The 22,944-nt window shown below is 54.6% G+C and carries 20 protein-coding genes; 11 read left to right on the plus strand and 9 right to left on the minus strand.

Annotated features, from left to right (window positions below; translation table 11 throughout):
- Positions 1–5 precede the first annotated feature (5 nt).
- Together cysI and RC73_RS02275 are read left to right on the plus strand one after the other, a co-directional pair.
- Entirely contained in the window at positions 6–1,712 is a 1,707-nt protein-coding gene (cysI, locus tag RC73_RS02270) for an assimilatory sulfite reductase (NADPH) hemoprotein subunit (protein WP_039033111.1), read from the plus strand.
- A complete protein-coding gene (locus tag RC73_RS02275; protein ID WP_039033112.1) occupies positions 1,705–2,466 on the plus strand; it encodes a phosphoadenylyl-sulfate reductase in 762 nt (253 codons plus the stop codon). The genes cysI and RC73_RS02275 overlap by 8 nt, the downstream gene beginning before the upstream one ends.
- 548 nt (positions 2,467–3,014) lie before the next feature.
- Here the strand turns inward: RC73_RS02275 and RC73_RS02280 are convergent.
- Both RC73_RS02280 and RC73_RS02285 read right to left on the minus strand, forming a co-directional pair.
- A complete protein-coding gene (locus RC73_RS02280) occupies positions 3,015–4,487 on the minus strand; it encodes a S41 family peptidase (RefSeq protein ID WP_039033113.1) in 1,473 nt (490 codons plus the stop codon).
- 71 nt (positions 4,488–4,558) lie between these two features.
- A complete protein-coding gene (locus RC73_RS02285; RefSeq protein WP_177192581.1) occupies positions 4,559–5,470 on the minus strand; it encodes a phospholipase A in 912 nt (303 codons plus the stop codon).
- A gap of 383 nt (positions 5,471–5,853) precedes the next feature.
- Between RC73_RS02285 and cobA the strand changes: the two genes are divergently transcribed.
- The 5 genes from cobA to cysC are packed head-to-tail and all read left to right on the plus strand — an operon-like array spanning position 5,854 to position 11,403.
- Positions 5,854–6,675, plus strand: a complete 822-nt coding sequence (gene cobA / locus RC73_RS02290) for a uroporphyrinogen-III C-methyltransferase (RefSeq protein WP_039033114.1) — start codon at positions 5,854–5,856, stop codon at positions 6,673–6,675.
- Between the two features lie 18 nt (positions 6,676–6,693).
- On the plus strand, positions 6,694–7,602 hold the full coding sequence (gene cysD / locus RC73_RS02295) for a sulfate adenylyltransferase subunit CysD (protein ID WP_025009976.1): 909 nt from the start codon (positions 6,694–6,696) through the stop codon (positions 7,600–7,602).
- The gene (gene cysN, locus RC73_RS02300; protein ID WP_039033115.1) at positions 7,602–9,017 is read left to right on the plus strand and encodes a sulfate adenylyltransferase subunit CysN; all 1,416 of its coding nucleotides are present in this window, start codon (positions 7,602–7,604) and stop codon (positions 9,015–9,017) included. The genes cysD and cysN overlap by 1 nt, the downstream gene beginning before the upstream one ends.
- Position 9,018: 1 nt before the next feature.
- A complete protein-coding gene (locus tag RC73_RS02305) occupies positions 9,019–10,755 on the plus strand; it encodes an SLC13 family permease (protein WP_039033116.1) in 1,737 nt (578 codons plus the stop codon).
- A 9-nt stretch (positions 10,756–10,764) separates the two neighbouring features.
- A complete protein-coding gene (gene cysC, locus RC73_RS02310) occupies positions 10,765–11,403 on the plus strand; it encodes an adenylyl-sulfate kinase (RefSeq protein WP_025009979.1) in 639 nt (212 codons plus the stop codon).
- A gap of 14 nt (positions 11,404–11,417) precedes the next feature.
- Here cysC and RC73_RS02315 read toward each other — a convergent pair whose 3' ends face one another.
- Both RC73_RS02315 and RC73_RS02320 read right to left on the minus strand, forming a co-directional pair.
- Entirely contained in the window at positions 11,418–12,248 is an 831-nt protein-coding gene (locus RC73_RS02315; RefSeq protein WP_039033117.1) for a TIGR03899 family protein, read from the minus strand.
- A gap of 65 nt (positions 12,249–12,313) precedes the next feature.
- Positions 12,314–13,516 (minus strand): MFS transporter, encoded by a 1,203-nt coding sequence (locus RC73_RS02320; protein ID WP_039033118.1) that lies wholly within the window; start codon positions 13,514–13,516, stop codon positions 12,314–12,316.
- Between the two features lie 309 nt (positions 13,517–13,825).
- On the opposite strand from RC73_RS02320, the gene hemG reads away from it, so the two are divergent.
- Positions 13,826–14,368 carry a menaquinone-dependent protoporphyrinogen IX dehydrogenase gene (hemG, locus tag RC73_RS02325; protein WP_039033119.1) on the plus strand — a complete coding sequence of 181 codons (543 nt, stop codon included), beginning with the start codon at positions 13,826–13,828 and terminating at the stop codon, positions 14,366–14,368.
- A gap of 12 nt (positions 14,369–14,380) precedes the next feature.
- Positions 14,381–14,905, plus strand: a complete 525-nt coding sequence (locus RC73_RS02330; RefSeq protein WP_039033120.1) for a cytochrome b/b6 domain-containing protein — start codon at positions 14,381–14,383, stop codon at positions 14,903–14,905.
- A gap of 63 nt (positions 14,906–14,968) precedes the next feature.
- Here RC73_RS02330 and RC73_RS02335 read toward each other — a convergent pair whose 3' ends face one another.
- On the minus strand, positions 14,969–16,585 hold the full coding sequence (locus tag RC73_RS02335; protein WP_039033121.1) for an AMP-binding protein: 1,617 nt from the start codon (positions 16,583–16,585) through the stop codon (positions 14,969–14,971).
- A gap of 222 nt (positions 16,586–16,807) precedes the next feature.
- Here RC73_RS02335 and RC73_RS02340 point away from each other — a divergent pair, with 222 nt between their 5' ends.
- The gene (locus RC73_RS02340; RefSeq protein ID WP_039033122.1) at positions 16,808–17,377 is read left to right on the plus strand and encodes an NADPH-dependent FMN reductase; all 570 of its coding nucleotides are present in this window, start codon (positions 16,808–16,810) and stop codon (positions 17,375–17,377) included.
- A 49-nt stretch (positions 17,378–17,426) separates the two neighbouring features.
- Here RC73_RS02340 and ccoG read toward each other — a convergent pair whose 3' ends face one another.
- The 3 genes from ccoG to RC73_RS02355 all read right to left on the minus strand — a co-directional run bounded on the left by ccoG (position 17,427) and on the right by RC73_RS02355 (position 21,066).
- Positions 17,427–18,833, minus strand: a complete 1,407-nt coding sequence (gene ccoG / locus RC73_RS02345) for a cytochrome c oxidase accessory protein CcoG (RefSeq protein ID WP_039033123.1) — start codon at positions 18,831–18,833, stop codon at positions 17,427–17,429.
- A 184-nt stretch (positions 18,834–19,017) separates the two neighbouring features.
- The gene (locus tag RC73_RS02350; RefSeq protein WP_039033124.1) at positions 19,018–20,439 is read right to left on the minus strand and encodes a sigma-54 interaction domain-containing protein; all 1,422 of its coding nucleotides are present in this window, start codon (positions 20,437–20,439) and stop codon (positions 19,018–19,020) included.
- 84 nt (positions 20,440–20,523) lie between these two features.
- A complete protein-coding gene (locus RC73_RS02355; RefSeq protein ID WP_039033125.1) occupies positions 20,524–21,066 on the minus strand; it encodes a thioredoxin family protein in 543 nt (180 codons plus the stop codon).
- Between the two features lie 191 nt (positions 21,067–21,257).
- Here RC73_RS02355 and RC73_RS02365 point away from each other — a divergent pair, with 191 nt between their 5' ends.
- Positions 21,258–21,875: a LysE family translocator gene (locus tag RC73_RS02365; protein WP_039033127.1), complete on the plus strand. Its 618-nt coding sequence runs from the start codon at positions 21,258–21,260 to the stop codon at positions 21,873–21,875.
- On the opposite strand, the gene RC73_RS02370 is transcribed toward RC73_RS02365, so the two are convergent.
- Positions 21,864–22,763, minus strand: a complete 900-nt coding sequence (locus RC73_RS02370; protein ID WP_264184785.1) for a LysR family transcriptional regulator — start codon at positions 22,761–22,763, stop codon at positions 21,864–21,866. The two genes, RC73_RS02365 and RC73_RS02370, sit on opposite strands and share 12 nt — an antisense overlap.
- Positions 22,764–22,944: the final 181 nt, after the last annotated feature.

Genomic DNA, 22,944 nt, shown 5'->3' on the forward strand with positions numbered 1-22,944 from the left:
AGGCCATGAGTGAGCAGAAATTATCCGCCAACGAGCATATCAAGACCGACAGTGACTATCTGCGCGGCACCATACGCGAGGGTCTGGGCACGGAAGTGACAGGCGCCTTCAGCGACGACGATCAACAGTTGATCAAGTTTCACGGTTTCTATCAGCAGGACGACAGGGATCTGCGCAACGAACGTAAGGAGCAAAAGCTCGAGCCGCTGTACAGCTTTATGCTGCGGGCCCGGGTGCCGGGTGGTGTCTGTACTCCAGAGCAGTGGCTGGGTGTGGACAAGATAGCTTCGGAGCTGACCAGCTCCAACAGCATACGTTTGACGACCCGGCAGACATTCCAGTACCACGGCATCCCCAAGCGCAACCTGAAAACCATTATTCAGGGGCTGGACAGGGAAGCGCTGGACTCGATTGCCGCCTGTGGTGATGTGAACCGCAACGTCATGTGTAACCCCAACCCGGTAGAGTCCAAGCTGCATCAGCAGGCTTATTTCTGGGCCAAGAAATTGTCGGATCATCTGCTGCCGCACACCCGTGCCTATGCCGAAATTTGGCTCGACGAGGAGAAGCTGCTCAGCACAGAAGATGAGCAGTCGGCTGCGGTCGAGCCTGTATACGGCAAGACCTACCTGCCGCGTAAGTTCAAGATGGCGGTAGCTGTGCCACCGGACAACGATGTGGATGTTTACACCAATGACCTGGGTTTTATTGCCGTGGCGCAAGAGGGCGAGCTGGTGGGCTTCAATCTGGTGGCCGGTGGCGGTATGGGCTCGACCCATGGCGAAGTGGAAACCTTCCCGCGGCTGGCCGATGACCTTGGTTTTATCAAGGCCGAAGACACCATTAAGTTTGCCGAGGCCGTGATGACAGTGCAGCGCGATTGGGGTAACCGCAGCAATCGTAAACGCTCCCGTCTCAAATACACCATAGTGGATCACGGCTTTGAGGCCTTTAAGGCCGAGGTTGAGAAGCGCGCCGGGGTTAAGTTCGCCCCCAAGCGTGATGTGGTCATTGGCGATCGCGGTGACAGATACGGCTGGGTTAAAGGCATAGACAACCACTGGCACCTGACCCTGTTTATCGAAGGTGGCCGGGTGAAAGATACCCAGGGTAAGTTGTTGCAGACCGGGCTTCGGGAAATCGCTAAAATACATAAGGGCGATTTTCGGATGACTTCCAACCAGAACATTATCATCGCCAAAGTGGCGGATGAGGATAAGGCTGAAATCGAAGCACTGGCACGTAAGTATGGTCTGATGGGGCAGGTGATCACCGCAACCCGTGGCCATTCTATCGCCTGTGTGGCGCTGCCGACCTGCGCCCTGGCCATGGCCGAAGCCGAGCGTTATTTCCCCGAGTTTATCGATCATGTGGATGCGCTGCAGGCCAAGCACGCCATAGGTGAGCAGGCGATAGTCGTGCGTATGACGGGCTGTCCCAACGGTTGTGCCCGCCCCTTTGCCGCCGAGATCGGTTTTGTGGGCAAGGCCCCTGGGCGCTACAACATGTATCTGGGCGCCAGCTTCGAAGGCACCCGATTGAACAAGATGTACCGTGAAAATATTCAGGAAGCCGAGATCCTCAGCGAGCTCGATGCCCTGTTTGGTCGCTATGCCGCCGAGCGCGAAATCGGCGAGAGCTTCGGTGATTTCACGGTGCGCGCCGGAATAGTAAAACCTGTATTGGACGCAGCGAGGGACTTTCATGGCTGATACCACAAGTTTATTGCACAGCGCCGAGGCGCTGCTGGCCTTGCTGGATGCGCCGACCTCTGAGCAGCAAAGTGCCCTCGCTGCCATCAATGGCTATCTTGGCGGATTGAGCGCTGAGGAGCGGATCCAATGGGCCCTGGCCTATCTGCCCGGAAGTCATGCCCTGTCGTCCAGCTTTGGTATTCAGGCGGCAGTGATGCTGCATCTGGTGAACTCGGTGCAGCAAGGCACACAAGTGATTTTGACCGACACCGGCTACCTGTTTCCCGAGACCTACCGCTTTATCGATCAACTGACAGAGCGGCTCGGACTCAATCTCAAAGTCTATCGGGCCGAGACGAGCGCCGCCTGGCAGGAGGCCAGATTCGGTAAGCTGTGGCAGCAGGGGCTTGAAGGGCTGGAGCAATACAACCGCATCAATAAGGTAGAGCCGATGCAGCGGGCACTGGCTGAGCTGGATGTCGGCACCTGGTTTGCCGGTTTGCGCCGTTCCCAGGCATCGACCCGGGAGGCGTTGCCGATTTTGGCTATCCACGGCAAGCGCTACAAGATGCTGCCGATTATCGAGTGGAGCAACAAACAGGTGCATGAGTATCTCAAGTGCTATGACTTGCCCTATCATCCCCTCTGGGAGCAGGGTTATGTCTCTGTGGGTGATAGCCATTCGAGCAAGCCCCTGGAGCTGGGGATGACGGAAGAAGAGACACGTTTCAACGGGTTAAAACGCGAGTGCGGATTGCACTATGAGATCTGATTTTGGGGCCGCTGTCATCAGCGGCCTTTTTCTGTCTGTGGACAAGTTGTCCGGCTTGTCATCTTGTGGTCATCTTGGAAAGTTAACCTTGAGGATTCCTATTGTTACGGTCTTCTAACCGTTGAGGGTTATACTTTAGTACATATTTGTTCACAGGGTTATGCACAGGGCGGTTTTCTGGTTTATAATCCATAGTTCCCGCTGGGGGAAGTGTGATATGTCATTCTGTATCGGGTGTTTTTATGAAACATCGGCTTAGCGGCAGGCAGTGCAGTCGGCAATACACATCAAGACGGCTCGCCTTTATGGCATCGGTTGCCCAGGTTTTTTCAGCAGTCGGTCGCGAGTGACCCCCGAGCTTTGATTGGCTTGCTGGCGCAGCTTCAAAGCACTCTCCGTGTCCCGGATAGCCCACTTACCCTTTCATGGGGCTATCCGGGAATTGTTTGTTCCAAACTTCAACTTCATCTGTGTCTCTACTAACTAAGGTTTTCATCAAGTGACTTTTTGAATGAGTCAACTATTGAAAATAAGATGCCGGAGAGGGGCTACCGAGCAGTTGAGCTGGGCGTAGTCGAGCTTAATTGAGTCTTGGGTTCCATGAGTTCTGATTGAGCATCCTTAGACTTTCGCAAACGCTGCTCCGGGGAGATGAGTGACAGTAATCCCTGCCATTGCAAGGGGGCATCTGTAGGTAGCAACAGGTCCGGTTCTGTGCCGACTCCGGAAAGCAACTGACCATAACCGTCATAGCCAAGCGAGGCGCTGATACTCAGTTTAAGGCCGCTGGCCGGCAGGGTGAAATGATGTAAACGCCCCAGATCGCCGCGGGTCGGTTCGCCCACCAACAACGCCCTGCGCCAGCGTTTGGCGGCATAGGCAATCCATTCACACTCCTGACGACAGTCCGGGCCGATAAGCAGGACCAGGCGCCCGGACTCAGGCACGGGCGCTGCAGTCAGTTTTGGGAGCGGTCGGGCATACCAGTGACTCAGGTTGGGCTGTGGCTGATTGTCCAGTGCGGCCTGTACCGGCGGAAACGGTGCGAATTGAGTGAGCGGTTCAAAGTGCAGTGGCTGCAGAAAGTCGCGCCGTAGCTGCGGTGAGCGGCGGTAGCGGCTATAGCCCAGTGGTTGGCTGCTGAGTCCATCTTGATAGTTGCCGAGAAACTGCAGCAGGCTGTCGCTGAATCCGTTGGCGTGGCGCAGATCCAGCACCAGGGTGTGATTACTCATCGCGCGCAGCAGATCTTGTTGCAGCTGAGGGTCTGTCTCTATGGCGTTGAGATCCGTCAAGGTAAACAGGGCTGTGTCAGGCGCCAATTGTTGCCAACTGGCCAGAATAGACAGAGGAGCACTGAGAAATTGCAGCGGTACTTTTATCTCTATATTTTGTGGCTGGAGATCGGCCCCATAGAGCGTCAGTAGTACCTCATCTTTGACTCTAAGCCCCATCTCCCGCCGCAGAAGATCCAGCTGTTGCAGCCAAGGTATCTGCATAGGTACGTTATTTCGCTGCTCCGGCGGCAAAAAGTGATTGGCAATCTTCTGCCAATGGCTGATGGGCAGGCCATCGATATGGCTGATAAAAGGTGTATCACTTTGAAGGGGCTCGTCCTTGTCATTGAGCGCCAGCCATTTGTCTTCCATGGGCTTGAGCCTGAGGGGCAAGACGCCGGAAGGCAGCGCAGCTTGCTTGACCCTGACTCCGGGGTCTTTTAGCTCTCCCAGCAGTTTATTGACTTCGGCGGTGAAACGATTGATAGCTATGCTGTCTCGGTATTCCTGTTTCAGCCGTTGCAGCCGTTTCTCGAGCCGGGATTCAATGTTCGGATCCAGCACCATAAAGGCCGAGTGCTGCTGCAATTGTTTGAGCAGCACAGTCAGGTCGGCCTGCATCTGCCTTTGGCTAAGCAGCTCTTTTTTCGCAGGCTCAGGCAGCAGGAATCGTCCCAACTGCAGACAGGAGATCAGCAACAGCAGGATAAAGCAGCTAACTATTTCACGGAATCCCGGCTTCATATCTCTCCCTGATATCAGCCTCTGGGCCTATAAATGGCACAGAGGCAATCATTAAGCTCGCCCTTGATAGCTTACAGGATATCGTTGATGGCGACCCCTATACCTATACGCTGATTGTGATCGTTATAGTCGATAAGGCTTTCGCCGTAGCCATTGAAGTATTGTGCATATAGGCGCAGGTTACCGAGTATGGGGTAACTCCAGGTAAACTCCACCGCGCCGCGGTTGGAACTTTGAAGATTGTTACGCAACATCAGGCTGAATCTGTGGTCGTCTATGCCATAGACGCCGGTCAGCTCGAAGTGGCCAAGGTAATCTGTGATATCCGGGTTATCGTCGCCGCGGGGATCTCCCTCATAGTCTTTCTCGCTTTCCGGGATCCGCCACCACACCTTGGCCGCCAGGGCGATTGGGCCTTTGTCGAACACCATGGTGCCATAAATACGGTTCCAACTGCGGGACAGGTCGCCCGACTTGCCATTGGACTGATGCACCGCACCAAAGCCCCAGAAGGAGTTGGTGAAACCGGCTATTTTCCAGTCGTTGTTGAACAACATAAAGAGTTCGGGCTCGTGGTTGGTTTCCCGAAACGGCGAGGAGATATCCTTGTTGTACACCTGCCACCAGGATTGATTGGTATAGGCGAAAAACAGGTGACCATTGTCGCCAAACACGTTGTACATCAGCGGGAATTTGAAGCTTATTTGAAATTTGGCTTCATATTTATCCAAGGTTTCATCTTCTGAAGTCGTTTTCGATTCAAAAGGGGCCATATTGGGCGAAGGATTATAGGTGACCGGTAGTATGTAATTGACCTTGTGCGGGGTGATAACAAAGGGTCGCTCTGAGGTTTCCAGCTCCTCTTGCACCCTTTGATCGACCAGCGAAGGGCCATTGGCTTCGGCGGCAGAGAGTTGGCTGGACGGTAATATGACCAGGGCCAAGGTCAGGCCGCTGAGGCTGGAACGGATTTTGGTATACATATTCTTCCCTGTTGTCTCTGAGGCTTGATGGGTGCCCGGCTATTGTTTCGGCTTGAGAGTGTAACATCCTGGCTTTAGCCTGCACATTCCCATCCCGAGTCGTAGTCACTGAGCTTAAACTAGAATTTTTTGCCATAAGTTAGTGCCAAATGCGGCAGTAAACAATAAAAAATTTCATCAACCCGGTTCGACTCTATTTCCGTAATTCATTGAAAGTAAAAAGTAATGTTTTTTATTAACAGATTTATCCGTCCCAGATATCTTTTTCATTACCGCGATTTCCTCTTATATATCTAAAAGTAATAACAACTAATGATTCTCTATTTATAGTGGAATATGTGTAGCCGCTATATTGCTTGCATCAGCAAGATGGGGAATAGCGCATGGAATTACTGACACTGCCCGGTAAGCGGGCCAAGGGCAAAGTTTATCTGCTTGGAGCCGGTCCCGGCGATCCAGAACTATTGACCGTCAAGGCGTGGCACCTGCTTAAGCGCGCCGATGTGGTGCTGTTCGATGCCTTGGTCAGTCCCGAGATCCTGGCGCTGATCCCCGAAGGTGCCGAGCGCATTGCCGTGGGCAAACGGGCCGGTGAGCACAGTGCTTCTCAGAGTGAAATCAATCGTTTGTTGCTGACCAAGGCCTTCACCCGCCAAACCGTGGTCAGACTCAAGGGGGGCGATCCCTTTATCTTCGGTCGCGGCGGCGAGGAGTTGCAGACTCTGGCGCAGGCCGGCGTTGCCTTTGAAGTGGTGCCGGGCATCACGGCCGCCAGCGGTACCGCCGCCTATGCGGGGATTCCCTTGACCCACAGGGATTTTGCCCAGGGGGTCAGCTTTATTACCGGTCATTGCCAGCTGCAAAACCGCCCCATGGATTGGCAAGGCTACGCCAACCCGGCCAACACCCTGGTGGTGTACATGGGGATCCTCAATGCCGGGCTTATTCAGCAACAACTGATTGCCCATGGTCGTAGCCCACAGACGCCGGTGGCCATAGTTTCCAAGGCCACGACTAGGCAGCAACAGCGTGTTATCGGCACTCTGGAGCAGTTGCAAACCCTGGCTCAGGACTCGCGGGTAGTGATGCCGGCGCTGATGATCATAGGCGAAGTAGTCGCTCTGGCGGACAGCCTCAGCTGGTTTGAACCCGAGGCGGCGAACAATGGCCTGCAACTACAACATGATGCTGTTACAGCACTTTGAATCAATTGGAGAAATAAGATGTCAGGGCCAGTGTTGAGTCACCTTGAACAGTTGGAAGCCGAGAGCATCCAGATCTTTCGCGAAGTTGCCGCCGAATTTGACAACCCGGTGATGTTGTATTCCATCGGCAAGGATTCTTCCGTGCTGTTGCATCTGGCGCGCAAGGCTTTTTATCCGGGCAAGATCCCTTTCCCCTTACTGCATGTGGATACCGACTGGAAGTTTCGCGAGATGATACGTTTTCGCGATCAGGCGGCCAAGAAGTACGGCTTCGAGCTTCTGGTGCACAAGAACCCGCAAGGCCTGGCGATGGGCATGAATCCCTTTACCTTCGGCTCGGCCAAGCACACAGACGTGATGAAGACCGAAGGCCTGAAACAGGCCCTGGATAAATACGGTTTCGATGCCGCTTTTGGCGGCGCCCGCCGCGACGAGGAGAAGTCCCGCGCCAAGGAGCGTGTCTATTCCTTTCGCGATCGCCATCACCGCTGGGATCCCAAAAATCAGCGCCCCGAGCTGTGGCACACCTATAACGGCCAGGTCAACAAGGGGGAGAGCATCAGGGTCTTCCCGCTTTCCAACTGGACCGAGTTGGATATCTGGCAATACATCTATCAGGAAAACATCGACATAGTGCCGCTCTATTTTGCCGAGCAGCGCCCTGTGGTGGAGCGCGATGGCAGCCTGATCATGGTCGATGACGAGCGGATGCCGCTCAATGAAGGCGAAGTGCCCGAGTATCGCCGGGTGCGTTTTCGCACTTTGGGGTGTTATCCCCTGACCGGCGCCATAGAGTCCAGTGCCGCGACACTGGCAGAGATTATCGAAGAGATGTTGCTGTCCCGCTCCAGTGAGCGTCAGGGACGGGTCATCGACAGGGATTCGTCCGGGTCGATGGAAAAGAAAAAGCGTGAGGGGTATTTCTAATGTCGGTTGCACAACAAGTCAATGAGCTGGGTATAGAGCAATATCTTGAAAATCAGCAGCATAAATCGCTTTTGAAGTTTCTGACCTGTGGTTCCGTGGATGACGGCAAGTCAACACTGATAGGCCGTTTGCTGCACGACAGCGCCCAGATCTATGAAGATCAACTGGCGGCACTGCACAAGGATTCCAAGAACCATGGCACCACGGGCGAAGCCGTGGATCTGGCCTTGCTGGTGGATGGCCTGCAGGCCGAGCGCGAGCAGGGGATCACTATAGATGTGGCTTATCGTTATTTCTCTACCGAGAAGCGCAAATTCATCATTGCCGACACTCCCGGGCATGAGCAGTACACCCGCAATATGGCGACCGGCGCTTCCAACTGCGATCTGGCGATTATCCTGATCGACGGTCGCTACGGGGTGCAGACCCAGACCCGCAGACACAGCTTTATCTGCTCTCTTTTGGGGATCAAGCAGTTCATCGTGGCCGTCAACAAGATGGATCTGCTGGATTTCAGTGAGGAGCGTTTCGAGGCGATCAAGGCCGACTATCTGGCGTTTGCCGGCCAGTTGCAGCTGGAAGATATCCGCTTTGTACCGCTGTCGGCACTCGATGGCGACAACCTGGTGAACCGCTCGGCGCGCACCCCTTGGTATCAGGGTGAAACCCTGCTTGCCATGCTGGAGAGTGCGCCTGTGACCGGCTTTAATCACGCCTTCGATGCCCGCTTCCCGGTGCAGTATGTCAGCCGTCCCAACCTGGATTTCCGCGGTTTTGCCGGTACTTTGGCCTCCGGCAGTCTGCAAGTTGGTCAGAGGATCAAGGTGCTGCCTTCGGGGAAAGAGTCGACTATCGCCTCGATAGTCACCTTCGATGGTGATCGGCAGCAGGGCTATGCCGGCCAGGCTCTGACCCTGACCCTGAATGATGAGATAGATATCAGCCGCGGCGATGTGATAGTACCGGCGGCGAGCCCTGTGGGCGTTTCCAACCGGCTGCTGGCCAAGGTGGTGTGGATGCACGAGCAGCCGCTGACACCCGGCAAGCAATACAACATCAAGCTGGGAACCAAAAAGGTGCCCGCCAGTGTCAGCCGCATATTGCACAGCATAGATGTGAATACCCTGGCACAGGATAGTGTTGCCGAGCTGAGCCTCAACACCATAGCCCTGGTTGAACTTGAGCTGAGCGAGGCCCTGGTGTTCGATGCCTATAGTGACAATCGCGATACCGGCGGTTTTATCTTTATCGATCGTATCAGCAATGTCACAGTCGGTGCCGGTATGGTGCAGCAGGCGCTTGGGGAAACTGAAAAAACGACCCATTTCAGTGAGTTTGAATTGGAACTCAATGCCTTGATCCGCAAGCATTTCCCCCATTGGCAGGCGCTGGATATCCGCGCTCAGGGAGACTGAATTGTCTGAAACCTGGATCCTGGGGTTAATACTGCTCGCGCTGCTGGCCGGACTTGTCAGTGGTCTGGCATCACCGGCCATGCTGTTTACCATAGCGGCGCTGCTCAGTTACCTCTTGGGTATGCTGGAACTGGAGTCGCTGCTGGGCAGTTTTACCAACGCCAGTCTGGTGACTCTGGTGCTTCTGGTGCTGGCAACCACGGCACTGGAGAAGACGCCATTGCTTGGCAGGTTAAGCCAGGTCATAGGCTCAGGCTCCTTGGGGCTGACCATGGCCAAGCTGGGGTTTTCCACCGCGCTGCTGTCATCTTTTACCAACAATACCGCAGTGGTGGCCTCGCTGATTGGCGTGGTGCGTCGCAATCAGCAGCACGCACCGGCCAAGTTATTGCTGCCCTTATCCTACGCGGCGATTTTGGGCGGCACCCTGACCCTGATTGGCACCTCGACCAACCTGATAGTGAACTCCTTTGTTGAAAACGCCGGGCTGAAACCCCTGGGCTTTTTTGAGTTTTCCTTGATTGGCCTGGCCGTGGTGGTGGCCGGTATCGCGCTTTTGGTGTTGCTGTCACACTTGTTGCCCGATGGCGATGAGCAACATGGTGATGAAAGTCTGCCCTATCTGTTGGAAGCCAAAGTGTTGCCCGGCTCAACCCTGGTGGGCCGCAGCGTGCAGGACAACAGACTCAGGGCCCTGAAAAAGCTCTATCTGGCTGAGCTCGAGCGCAGCGGCATTCGCATCTGCCCTGTGCCGCCGCAACTCGTGCTGGCTGCGGGGGATGTGCTGCGCTTCAGCGGCGCGGTGGAGTCGGTGGAGTTGCTGCATCAATTCGATGGTTTGGAGTGGTTCGGCAAGCAGCAGGCCAGGGGCCAGAATCTGGTGGAAGCCGTGCTGGCGCCGTCTTCGGCTTTGGTGGGATCGTCACTCAAGGCCTCGCGATTTCGGGAGCAGTTTGATGCCGCCGTAATGGCGATTCGCCGTGGCCATCATCCACTCAAGGGCGGCTTGGGCGACATAGTGCTGCAGGCCGGAGATGTGTTGCTGTTGACCCCGGGCGATGGCTTTGGCCGTAATCCGCGTCTCAGTACCGACTTTGCCGCCGTCAGCGGCCTGGACCTGAGTGTCAGGCTGGACAGTCGCCGCAGTCAGTGGGTGCTGGCGGGCTTTGTGCTCACCATAGCTGCCAGTCTGCTGGGCTGGCTGCCGCTGGCCAAGGGGCTGGTGCTCTTGCTGCTCAGTTATCTGGCGATAGGTGCTGTGACCCTGGGCGAGCTCAAACGGCGGTTCCCGCTGGAGCTGGTGTTGATTGTCGGCAGTGCCCTGAGTCTGGCTAAGCTGATGTTGGATACCGGCTTGGCCAAAGGGATGGCCGATACTCTGCTCGGCGCTTTTTCCGGCTTTGGGGTCTTTGGTGCCTTTGTCGGGGTTTATTTGCTGACCTTGCTGTTGACCGAACTCATTACCAACAACGCGGCGGCGGCCTTGGCTTTTCCCGTGGCCTATGCGATTGCGACCAGCTTCGGGGTCGACAGTCGGCCCTTTATTCTGGCTGTGGTGTTTGGTGCCAGCGCCAGCTTTATTTCGCCCTATGGTTACCAAACCAATCTGATGGTGTTCAACGCCGGTAATTACCGCTTTATTGATTTTGTGCGCTTGGGGCTGCCGCTGTCGCTGCTTTACTCGGCGATAGTTCTGTTTCTGGTGCCCATGCTGTTCCCCTTTGATGCGGGTCTTTAAGGAGTGACAATGAAGAATTCTACCCAGCCCAATGCCGATATCGTTTGGCACCAGCATGCTGTCGATCAGGCGGCAAGGGCAGCCCAGAAGGGCCAACAACCTGTGCTGCTCTGGTTCACCGGGCTGTCCGGCGCCGGCAAGTCGACCCTGGCAGGCGCCCTGGAGCGGGCACTGTTCGAGGCGGGGTTTCATACCTATCTGCTCGATGGCGACAATGTGCGTCATGGTCTTTGCAAAGATCTCGGCTTCAGCGCCGCCGATAGGGATGAAAACCTGCGAAGAGTGGGCGAAGTGGCGCACCTGATGGTGGATGCCGGTTTGCTGGTACTGTCGGCCTTTATCTCGCCGACCCGGGCCGAGCGTGATGCCATTCGCTGTCGGTTTGCCGCGGGACGTTTTATCGAAGTGCATGTTTCCACGCCGCTGGCTGTGTGTGAGGCCCGCGATCCCAAGGGCTTGTATCAGAAGGCGCGTAAGGGGGAGATCCGAGACTTTACCGGGATTTCGGCGCCCTACGAAGAGCCGTTGGCCGCCGAGTTGACCATAGATACCAGCAAGGGCGATCTCAATACCCAGGTGCAGGCATTGCTGGATTACCTCTCTGCCTTGGAAGTGATCCCATCGACGCGATTACAGGCCAGCGCCTGAGGCTCAGTTGATGCCTAGCTAATGCTGAAGTCTTTGGTAAACAAGGCCTTCAGCGCCTTGATATAGGCTTCGTCTTCCCTTGGGCGCACCAAGAGTGCCAGTTCATCGCCCACAGGGGTAAAGCGGTAGTAGCTGAACAACAGGTGGCCTGATTTGGGGGTCAGCTTCAGGTGTTGCTGCTGGATCTGCAGTTGCAGTGGGCTCTTGCTGTCCAATATGCCGGTCTCGAACTCGCCTCTGTGCAGTATGCCGCCATCCACCAGGGTGAGTATGCTTGAGTAGGGCATGCCGAATTGCGACAACCCCAGGTTGACCGCGCTGTGTTTACGAAAATACTGGCCTATGCCGCCGCTGACTCTGTAACCACTGATAAGCTTGAGTCGGCTTTCATTGTTGACCTTGACCGCCATCCCCAGCGCTTTTTCCAGTATGTGTGCCTCTCTCAAGGTCAGCTGTTTCAGGGTTGCCAGGGTACGCAGGCTGAAGTTGCCTGGATTGATGATTTCACTGGAGAGGATCCGAGCCCACAGATCCTGCATCTTGCGATTGTGGATCTGCTCGGCCATTTGGAAGAATTGATGTACCCAGTCGGGATCCAGCTCCACCCCGGTCACGTCGGATGGGGTATAGCTCAGTGCCATGGCATAGATGTTTTCCAGGTTACGTTGGTACTGGGCTTGCTGTTTGTCGATGCGAAAGGCGGCCCGCTCGGCGACGCTGGCATTGGCGGGTTTGTAGTCCTGCTCAGAGGCGAGTCCCAGCAGGCGCCCGAGGCGCAGTGCCTTCTTGCGGGCCGATGCCTGACCTGGCTCTTCGATTTCTCTGGGGAGTTTTTCCTCTGCCATCTTAATTATCTTCTAGCAAAAACTGTGCTTATTTATGCATAGTTTTCAGTTAGTTGTCCAGTAGTTCAGCCGGCTTCCTGCTGTTGGGTTTCTGCAACGAGAGTCTTGTGCCAACTGAGTTCGCGCCCAGGGGCAGGATCTTTGGGCACCAGGCGTGCCAGCAACAGCGAACAGGCGGCGAGTCCGGCACCGATATAGAATACTGCCGCAGGTGAACTGAGCCAGAGCACTCCGAGCAATACCGGGATCACCACGGCCGCGATATGATTGATGGTAAAGCTGACCGACATGGTGGCGGCAATGTCTTTGGGCTCGGCAATTTTTTGGAAATAGGTCTTGATGGCAATCGCCATGGCAAACAGCAGGTGGTCTATCACATAGAGTGCCGCTGCCATGTGGCCGTCCTCCACCAGGGCATAACTGATAAATAGCAGCACCAGGCCGATATATTCCAGGGTCAGGGCGTGCCTTTCTCCTATGCGGCCGATAAAGCGGCCTATGGCCGGGGCAAACAGCAGGTTGACTACATAGTTGATCAGGAACAGAGCCGTTATCTCACTGACGCTGTAACCGAACTTCTCCACCATCATAAAGCCGGCGAACACCATAAATATTTGCCGTCTGGCTCCCGAGAAAAAAGTCAGCAAGTAATAAAGCCAGTAGCGTTTTCTGAGGATGATTTTCTTGTGCTGGACTTCGCCGGTATCGAACCTGGGGAAATAGCAGTAGAGGGTGATCACCATTAAAAGCCCCAAGGCCCCTATAAGGCTGTACATCCAGACATAGTCCAGCTTGAAGACTGTCATCACCAACCAGATGCTGCCATACCCCCCCAGGGCGGCCGCAGCGCGCCATGACATGGCCTTTCCCATAAAACCGGCTGTCTGGGACTTGTCGACCCATTGCAGGGTCAGGGATTGATTGATGGTTTCAAAGTAGTGAAAGCCAACTGACATTAAAACGGTCGTCAGGTAGAGTCCCAATACCTGGGGAAAGAAACCGGTAATGCCCACTCCAATACACAGCAGCGCCAGCGACAACAGAGCGAAGGCCTGTTCTTTAATCAACAGCAGCACAAAAATGGCGCTAAAGGCCAGAAAACCGGGAACTTCCCTGAGGCTTTGCAGCATGCCTATTTCGGCGCCGGTAAATTGTGCTCTTTCAACAACAAAGTTGTTCAACAGGGCCTGCCAGACGGCAAATACCAAGGACATGACAAAGGTCATCCATAGTAGCAAGGCCTGGGGATTGCGGCTTGGTTGCTGCATCTTGTTTAGAAAATGGCTGCAGAGTATCAGCTTATGCTAATGCCTGAACCTGGAGATAACCAGAAAACTTTGTTGAAAAATATTATTCGGCTGTAAAGCTGCTGTAGCGCCAAGGTTCCACTGTTATAACGGCTCCTTGAGGGACGGTTACTCAAAGGGTCTCACAGCGGTTATTTTTTGTGAACTACTCGGTATTTCCGCGGCTTGGATAGCGTTTCGCCCTTCGCCCGTGATCTGTTTCATGTAAATGAGCTAATGGATCACCTAAGATGACATCAGTACTAAGAGATTGAACTATTAGGGGTTAAGGTGAGCAAGACTCTTCTGCTGTATTCCAGCGTGCATGGTCAGACCCGCAAGATCTGTGACGTTATGGCAAAGCAACTTGGCGCTTTGGGGCAGCAAGTGACCATGGCGGCGATAGATGATGCGCCGGATCTGGCCGATTTTGATCGGGTCGCCATTGGAGCCAGTATTCGACACGGCAAACACAATCCCGCCGTGTTCGACTATATCCGTCAACATCAGCAGCAACTGGAAAGCAAGGCCAATGGCTTCTTTTCTGTGAGTCTGGTGGCGCGCAAGCCGGAAAAAAATACTCCTGAAACCAACCCTTACATGCAGGCGTTTCTTGCCAAGACTGAATGGAAGCCCAAGCAGTTGGCCGTATTTGGCGGCAACCTTGACTATCAGGGCTATGGAGCCATGGACAGAAATATCATACGTTTCATCATGTGGATCACCAAGGGACCGACCGATCCCAATACCTGTATTGAATACACTAATTGGGACAAGGTGCAGGAATTTGCCGAGCAATTGGCGGCGCAGGCTCTGATCTCCAGAGCGGGTTAAAGCGAGGCAGAAATGGCTCTGTTGCAACGTCTTTGGCGCTTCTATAGTGCCCATCAACACTTGTTGTTAATGCTCTTGTGTTTGTTTCTGGTGCTGGGTAGCAGCAGTTTGATGATGATCCGCAGCATCAGGGCCGGTGCCGGCTTCTGGGATCTGAGCCATGTTTATCTCGGGTTACTGTGTGTGCCGTTGTCGCTGACGTTTCTTGTGAGTAACTGTACTGCTGGCCGCTGGCGTCAGTATTTCAGCCTGTTTATCGGCGATTGGCGCCAGATAGGTGCCGATATCGGCGGCTTGTTCAAAGGCAAGTTACCGGTTGCCGGTGGCAAGGGGCTGTTCAGCCTGATAGAAGGGCTGGGGATGTTACTGCTGCTCGGTGTTGCCCTGACCGGCCTGCTCTGGTATTTGACCCAAGGCTCCAGTGATGCGCTGCTCTGGCGTGGTTGGCATAAACATTTGGCTCACGGTTTTATCGGATTTTTGATAGTGCACGCCATCTGTGCCCTCAGCCATTTGCTGGACTTCTTCCGTCAGTAGCACGCTGAAAGTAAAAAACTTTGGTAATAAAAATGCCGCTTTTAAGCGGCATTTTTATCTGACTTATTTGCGCAGTGCACGCCTGAGTATCTTGCCGACCGTGCTCTTGGGCAACTGGGCGACAAACTCTATCACCTTTGGCACCTTGTAGGCCGCGAGCTCTGCCCGGCAGTGTGCCTCTATAGCTGCTTGAGCCTGGGTGGCATCGGCCTCGGGTTTGAGTACAATTACCGCCTTGACAGCTTCACCGCTGCGCTCATCTTCAACACCGATAACCGCACATTCAAGTACCAATTCACAGCGGGCCAATACGTTTTCGACTTCATTGGGGTAAACATTGAAGCCGGAGACGATAATCAGATCTTTCTTGCGATCCACTATGCTGTGATAGCCATCTTCGCTCTCAATGGCGATATCCCCAGTCTTGAAGAAGCCATCCTCTGTCATCACAGCCGCAGTTTCATCGGGCTTTTGCCAGTAACCACTCATCACCTGAGGGCCGCGCACCGCCAGCTCACCGGCTTGCCCCGGCGGTAGGGGCTGGTCATTGCCATCGAGAATTTGCACCTGAGTTTCGATAACCGGCTTGCCTATGCTGCCCAGACGTTCCAGCCCCGGCGCGTTGAGGGAGATAACCGGTGAAGTCTCACTCAGGCCATAGCCTTCGGATATGGTACAGCCAGTGGTTTGTTGCCAGAGTTTGGCCGCGGCTTCGGTCAGGGCTGTACCGCCGGAAATGGTGATCTTCAGATGAGAGAAGTCCAGTTCACGGAAGGCTTGCTGGTGGCACAGGCCAACAAAAAGGGTGTTGAGCCCGGCAAATCCGGTAAAGGGATATTTGGCCAAGGTCTTGATCAGTGAGGCTATGTCCCTCGGATTAGGAATGAGTACTGTCAGGGCGCCTCGCTCGAAGTAGAGCACCAGATTCACCAAGAAGGCGTAAATATGATAGATGGGCAGCGGGGCGATGAAGATCTCTTCTCCCTGAACCAGGTTGGCGCCGATACGTGATTCACATTGCAGGGCGTTGGCAATCAGGTTTTTGTGGCTGAGCATAGCTCCCTTGGAAAGGCCTGTGGTACCGCCCGTGTATTGCAGCGCCACCAAATCGTCCAGCTTCAGCTTTACTTCGGTGAATTCCAGCTGACGCCCCTGTTCAAGAACTTTGGTAAATTCGAGGTTTTTCAGGCCGGTCTTGGGTTGAATTTGTGGCTCGATAAGATCCAGCGGATGGGTGGATATCACAGTTTCTATCGGGGTGCTGGCAACGACCTTGGCCAGAATCGGCAAGAGATCTGACAGTACCACCAGCGCCTTGGCGCCTGAATCTTTGAACTGATGGATCAATTCCCGTTCGGTATACAAGGGGTTGGTATTTACCAGTACCAGGCCTGCGCGAATAGCGCCATAGGCGGCAATAACGAATTGGCTGATATTGGGCAGTTGAATGGCGATGCGATCGCCGACTTGCAACTGGGTATTGTGCTGCAGGAAAGCGGCAAAGGCGCGTGAATCCCTCTCCAGTTCCCGGAAGCTGATGGCCTTGCCGAGGCAGGCAAAGGCGCTCTTGTCGCCATAACGCTCACAACTGCTGACTATCATATCTGCAAGAGAGTCGTAGCGGGAAAAATCCAACTGAGTCTGGCTATCGTATACCTGATTCTGTATCACTCTTGTCATCACCTTTTCCTTTGGAATTTATTATTGTTATTGGGTTTTGAATACTTATCCAGCCATGATATTAACTTTGGCCCGTGCTTCCCCCGACACTTTCTGCACCTTTTGGAGTGCTTAGTAATGATCAGAGTTCAGGTTAGAGGCAAAGCGCGGTCAAGGCAATGGTGACTGATGAAAAATCCTGTGCAATAAGTGGGTTAATTGACTGTAATTAAGGATAAAAACATGCAGAAACTGCGGATAAAGTTTATTTCCGGTAGCCTGAGGAAAGGTTCGTTCAACACCCGCCTAGCCCTTTATGCCGCAACAGTGGCCGCTGGACTGGGGCTGGAGCCTGAAGTGCTGACACTGAATGCCTTTCCCATGCCTCTGCTCAATCAGGATGAAGAGGCCGAATTTGGCGCTCCCGAAGCTGCCGTGGCACTTAAGGGCAAGCTGTTGCGGAGCGATTGTCTGGTGCTGGTGTGCCCCGAGTATAATGGTTCCATGACTGCGGCATTGAAAAATGCCATCGACTGGCTGTCCCGTCCGGCAACTCAGCCCGCGGGCAATGTATTTGCCGGTAAATGGGTGGCTTTGATGGCGGCAAGCCCGGGAGCTCTCGGGGGGCTCAGAGGCTTGACCCCGGTCCGCGAACTGATGTTCAACCTGGGAGCGCTGGTATTGCCCGAGCAGTTGGCGCTTGCCAAGGCTCACGAAGCCTTTACCGAAGATGGTTCTCTGCTGGGAGACTACCAGCAGAGCAAGGTGAAAAGCATACTGCAGGGGCTGATTGCCCAGCAGAGTAGAGGATAAAAAAGCGGGCGACGAAGCAGGGTGAAACACTTCGTCGCCCTGAGGCAACTCAAGGGGCAAAAAATACCGACTTCTGGCTGACGCTATTATCTGGCGCATCGGCCTCAAGCACTTTAAACAGCAGATTGCTGCGGTTGTTGTCAATTTGCGCCACAGGCACAGTCAGGGTCAGCGGCAATTCATACTGCTCGCCGGCGGCGATATGAACGCTATTGGTCGACAACTGATAGGGCAGGGCGCCGCTGATCTCTATCCGGTAGTGCTTATCCTGCTGGGTTTTATTGCGTATTTTCAGCAGATAGCTGTTTTCTATGCCGTCATCCAGGGTTTCCCGGTACAGGCTCTGGCGGTCGCGGATCACATTGAGCGTGATGGGATCCCGCGAGTAGATATCCAGCCCCATGGTGCAGAGTATGGCTAACAAGGCGGCACCATAGCCAATAAAGCGTTTGCGTTGCCACAGTGGTGGAGTTTGCCCGGTCAGTGACTCTTCACTGGTATAGGAGATGAGCCCGGGGCGATAGCCAAACTTGCTCATGGTCTGATCGCAGGCATCGACGCAGGCGCCACAGTTGATGCACTCATATTGCAGGCCGTTACGAATATCTATCCCGGTGGGACACACCTCGACGCAGAGATTGCAATCGACACAGTCGCCAAGCTCTGTGGCTTGTTTGCGCTTTCTTGGGCCGCGGCTTTCACCCCGCTGGGCATCATAGGTCACTGTCTTGGTGAAGGAATCGAACATGGCCGATTGGAACCTTGAATAGGGGCAGCAATGCAGGCACATCTGTTCGCGCATCCAACCGGCATTGAGATAGGTACACAGGGCAAAAAAGTACACCCAGGCGCTATCCAAAAAACCGGCGGAGAAGGTAAAAATCTCCGGATACAACTGCTTGGCCGGTACAAAGTAGGCGATAAAGCCACAGCCGGTGAGCAGTGAAATCAATATCCACAGCAGGTGTTTGCCGCCGCGTTTGCTGGCCTTGCTGAGGCTCATGGGCGAAGCGTCCAGCTTGATCCTCTGGTTACGGCTGCCTTCGAGCTTCTCTTCTACCCAGGCGAAGCCGAATGTCCAGGCGGTTTGCGGGCAGAGATAGCCACACCAGATCCGGCCCCAAAACAGGGTTACAAAAAACAGGGCAAAGGCGGCGGCGATAAAGAACCAGGCCAACAGGGTAAAATCCTGGGGCCAGAGGCTAGCACCAAAAAAGTAAAACTGTTGATTGGCCAGATCGAACCAGATGGCCTGTCGCCCCTGCCAATCGATAAAGGGCAGTAACAGAAACAGGGCTATCAACAGGGCGTTGAGGCCGCTGCGCCAACGCTGAAAATAACCGCGTTGGCTACGAAAGTGGATTTTACCGCCTTGGTGGCTGCTCTTTTTATCTTGGGGGGAGGGGATAAAAGTGACCGGAATCGCTTCCGATGACTGTCTTGCCTGTTGAACCATGCTATTTCCTGAATGACGACTGACATACGGCTAGGCAATCGCAAGAGACGTGCCAGTTCAAATACAGGATTAACTTGTTGATTTATATCTAATGTTTATTTAGATGTAGGAAACCCAACTCACGACATAGCGTGAGTTGGCGATATGTCGTGACTTTTTACGCTTTGAATCCCCTGTTATGGCTTTAACTGCCTTGGCGGCAGATCCCCAGCTTTTGCATCCGGGATCTCAAGGTGCTGGGAGGCAGCCCCAGACTGCTGGCCGCGCCCCTTGGGCCGGATATTCGCCAGTGACAGGCATCCAGAGTCGCCTTGATATGAGCCGCCTCCACTTCGGCCAGAGTCTGACCCACGGTCGGCAGCTGTGTATCGCTGGGCAAGGGAGCGAGATGCAGTATCGGCTCGCGGGCAAGGATGGCTTCCCGCTCCAGCAGGTTTTGCAATTCACGCACATTTCCCGGCCATTGATATTGCATCATCCGCCGCAGACTATCGCCATCAACGCCCGCCAGCGGTTTACCCAGTTTCAATGACAGACTCTTGAGCAGCTGTTGCACCAGCTCGGGAATATCTTCCCGCCGCTGTCTCAGTGCCGGGACCTTGAGCGGAAAGACATTGAGTCGGTAGAAGAGATCCATCCGGAACAGACCTTGCTCCACCCGCTGCTGCAGATCGTGGTGAGTGGCGGCGATCAGTCGAATATCCACCTTGATACTGTCGCTGCCGCCGACGCGTTCAAACTCCTGCTCCTGAATGACCCGTAGCAGCTTGGATTGCGCCTCCAGACTGAGCTCGGCCACTTCGTCGAGGAACAGGGTGCCTCTATGGGCCAGTTCGAAGCGCCCCTTGCGCCGCTGACTGGCACCGGTAAAGGCGCCTTTCTCATGGCCGAATAGTTCGCTCTCCAAGAGTCCGGCAGAGAAGGCGGCGCAGTTGACCGAGATCATCGGCTTGTCTTTGCGGCTGCTGAGTCGGTGCAACTGGCGGGCGACCAGCTCCTTGCCGGTGCCATTTTCCCCCTGGATCAACACGGTACTGTCGGTATTGGCCACCAGGCGCAGCTGTTTGAGCAGAGTTTGGATCATCGGGCTGTTACCGGCAATCTCCTGGGTGCCCGTCTTGTCTTCCAGCTCGGCCTGCAGCCAGGAGTTTTCCGAGGCCAGCTGTTCCGATAGCGCCTGTACCTGTTCCAGCGCCTGACGCAGCGACAACTCAGTCTGTTTTTGCAGGCTAATGTCGCGAAATATCGCTACTACGCCCTTGAGCTTACCATCCTGCCACACTGGGGTGGAACTATAGTGTACGGGAAAGCAGCTGCCGTCCTTGCGCCAGAAGACTTCCGTGGTGATTTCTCTGGCTTTGCCATCTTTGAGTGTCTGATAGATGGGGCAATCTTCGTGGGGATAGGCGCTGCCATCGGCATGGCTGTGGTGGTGAAAGTCATGGATCTTGCGCCCCAGGAGTTCGGCGGTGCTCCAGCCGGTCATCTTCTCGGCAGCTGGGTTGATAAAGACGGCATTGCCTTTAAGATCAAAACCATAAATGCCTTCACTGACGGCATTGAGCAAGAGGCGGTTTTCGGGTAAAAAGCTGTTTGAGTCAGACAAGAGCGGCTCCTTCGGCACTGAGGACTGCGCCAGTATAGAGCCGCTTACGGGGCTTGTCAGTATAGAGGCACGATATATCGTGCCTTACTGCCTGGCTTGAACATGAGCCAGCACCTTGAGCAGATCATTGACCGTCAGGACGCTGGGCATCACGACTCCCTCGGGCACGGCCGGGCCATGGATGCGGTTATAAGGCACTCCGGCAACGCCCTGGGAGCTGAGATAGTTGGATACCGCCGGGTTGGGCTTACTGAGGTCGCCGCGCATCAATACAATATTCGGCTCGGCCAGCGCTCTGACAATCTGCTCCCGATGGAGCACATTGGCCTTGTTGGCCTGGCAAATCAGGCACCAATCGGCACTCACATCGATGACGACTGTTTTGCCTTCGGCCACCAGAGCCGGGATTGCCTGGCTGTCTAAGGTTTGCCAATGCAGTTCCCGGTAAGCCTCATAATCTTCGCCGCGATACACAAAACTGACCACGGCGGCGACACAAAAAGCCATTCCTCCCAACACCAGGATCACCGCCATGGGGATCTTGGCGCCGCGGCGTTTTTTGATTAACAGCAGCACAATCACTGCTATCAGGCTGAGCAGAGCCAGCATGCTGAGAGTAAGTATCATCCGGGCCTCAATGGGGGTAGGGAGCTATAAGGGCGCCCAGTATAGTCAGCAAGCCTTAAAACTAATTGAAAATTGGCGGCTCGAAAGCGCTGGCTTCATAGAGTATATTGACCAACCTGTTGCGGATGGTACTTGTCTTTTGTGGGCCACAAAACAGGGCTAAATGGTGTGGGTTTCATCGAGGGGAAACAATGAATTGGAGTGACTGGTTGGGACTGGTGGCTATCTCGTGTTTGGGGGCCATGTCACCCGGGCCGAGCCTGGCCATGGTGGTGCGCCACACCTTGGGTGGCGGTCGCAGTCGCGGTATTACCTGCGCCTGGGCACACTCTTTGGGGATAGGTGTTTACGCCTTTATCACTCTGCTGGGTTTGGCTGTGGTGTTGAAACACACCCCTTTGCTGTTTAATGGCATCGCCTTATTGGGGGCGCTTTATCTCGCCTGGCTTGGAATTCAGGCACTGCAATCCAAGGGCGGAATGCAGCAAAAGCTTAGTGCCGGCAAGCCGACGAGCATGCTGACAGCCGCCCGTGACGGTATTGCCATTTCATTGTTTAACCCGAAAATTTTGCTGTTTTTCCTGGCCTTGTTCAGCCAGTTTGTCGCCGCCGCAGACAGCCTGCTGGGGCGAGGCATCATAGTCTTGACCCCCATGCTGGTGGATGGACTCTGGTACACTCTGATAGCCTTCCTGTTGTCTCAGCCCAAGGTGTTACCCAAGCTGAGAGAGAAGGCACAGTTGATTGACCGCCTTAGCGGCCTGGTGCTTATCCTGTTGGCCGGGCGGGTGATCTATTCACTGCTGTGATTGCAATGCCTGCTCGAGATGTTCCCTGAGGGCGATAACCAAAGGACTGAGCTGGCGTCTGTCGGCGCAGAGCATATTGAGTGGTGCTTCTTCACCGCGCCACTCGGGGCAGAGTTGTAGTAGTTGACCATTTTTCAGTTCTTCACTGATATCGAGCCGTGACTTGTAGGCTATGCCTTTGCCGGCCACGGCCCAACGCCGTACCAACTCGCCATCATCGGCGACTCTATCGCCTTTGACCTGCACAGTGATTTGGCCCGACTGTGACTGAAAAAGCCACTTGCTGTGAGTCGCATCGGCCAGCATAAAGCACAGGCAGTTGTGTTTTGCCAGTTCCTCCGGGCTGCCCGGCGCACCGAACCTGGCAATATAGTCGGGCGAGGCGCACAGCACCCTGTCATTTTGGCGACAAAGCGGCAGGGCGATAAGCGCCGAGTCGGCTGGCAGCCCGTAGCGGATCACTAGGTCGACGGGTTGGCGATAGATATCCGTCAGGCGATCGCTTATCTGCACCCTGATACTCACCTGTGGGTGGCGTTCCATAAATTCATCCAATATCGGCAGCAAGCGGTTGCGGCCGAGATCCGATGGCAATGACAACTGTAACTTGCCCTTGAGCAGGCTCCGACCTTGTTGAATCGCCTGAAAGCCATTATCGAGAATATTCAGGGCTTCATTGCAGTGTTGCAGAAAGATTTCGCCTTCCTGAGTCAGACGCAGGCTGCGGGTAGAGCGGACAAAGAGCACAGTGTTGAGTTGGGCCTCAAGGCGCTTGATGGCAGCGCTGGTGGCGGCTGGAGTCAGATCAAGCTGTTGTGCCACCCGCGACAGGTTGCCCTGTCTGGCGGTTTCGCTGAATATTTTCAAGTCCTGCAATGCTCGTATCATGCGCGGTTACCGAGAATAGTCCTGTTGATGACTCTGGTATTTATGCCTGTAATTGGCAGATATTCAAATAAATTTTGAAAGTGTCGCGGAAGAAACAGAGGTTGTGATGCGCTGACGAGACCGAGAAGGGGAAAGCCGGAATGGTGTAATAGTGCGGGGACCAGGCCCCGCAGCTGCAATA

Source organism: Shewanella sp. ECSMB14102 (genome assembly GCF_000813075.1).
Lineage (GTDB): Bacteria > Pseudomonadota > Gammaproteobacteria > Enterobacterales > Shewanellaceae > Shewanella > Shewanella indica.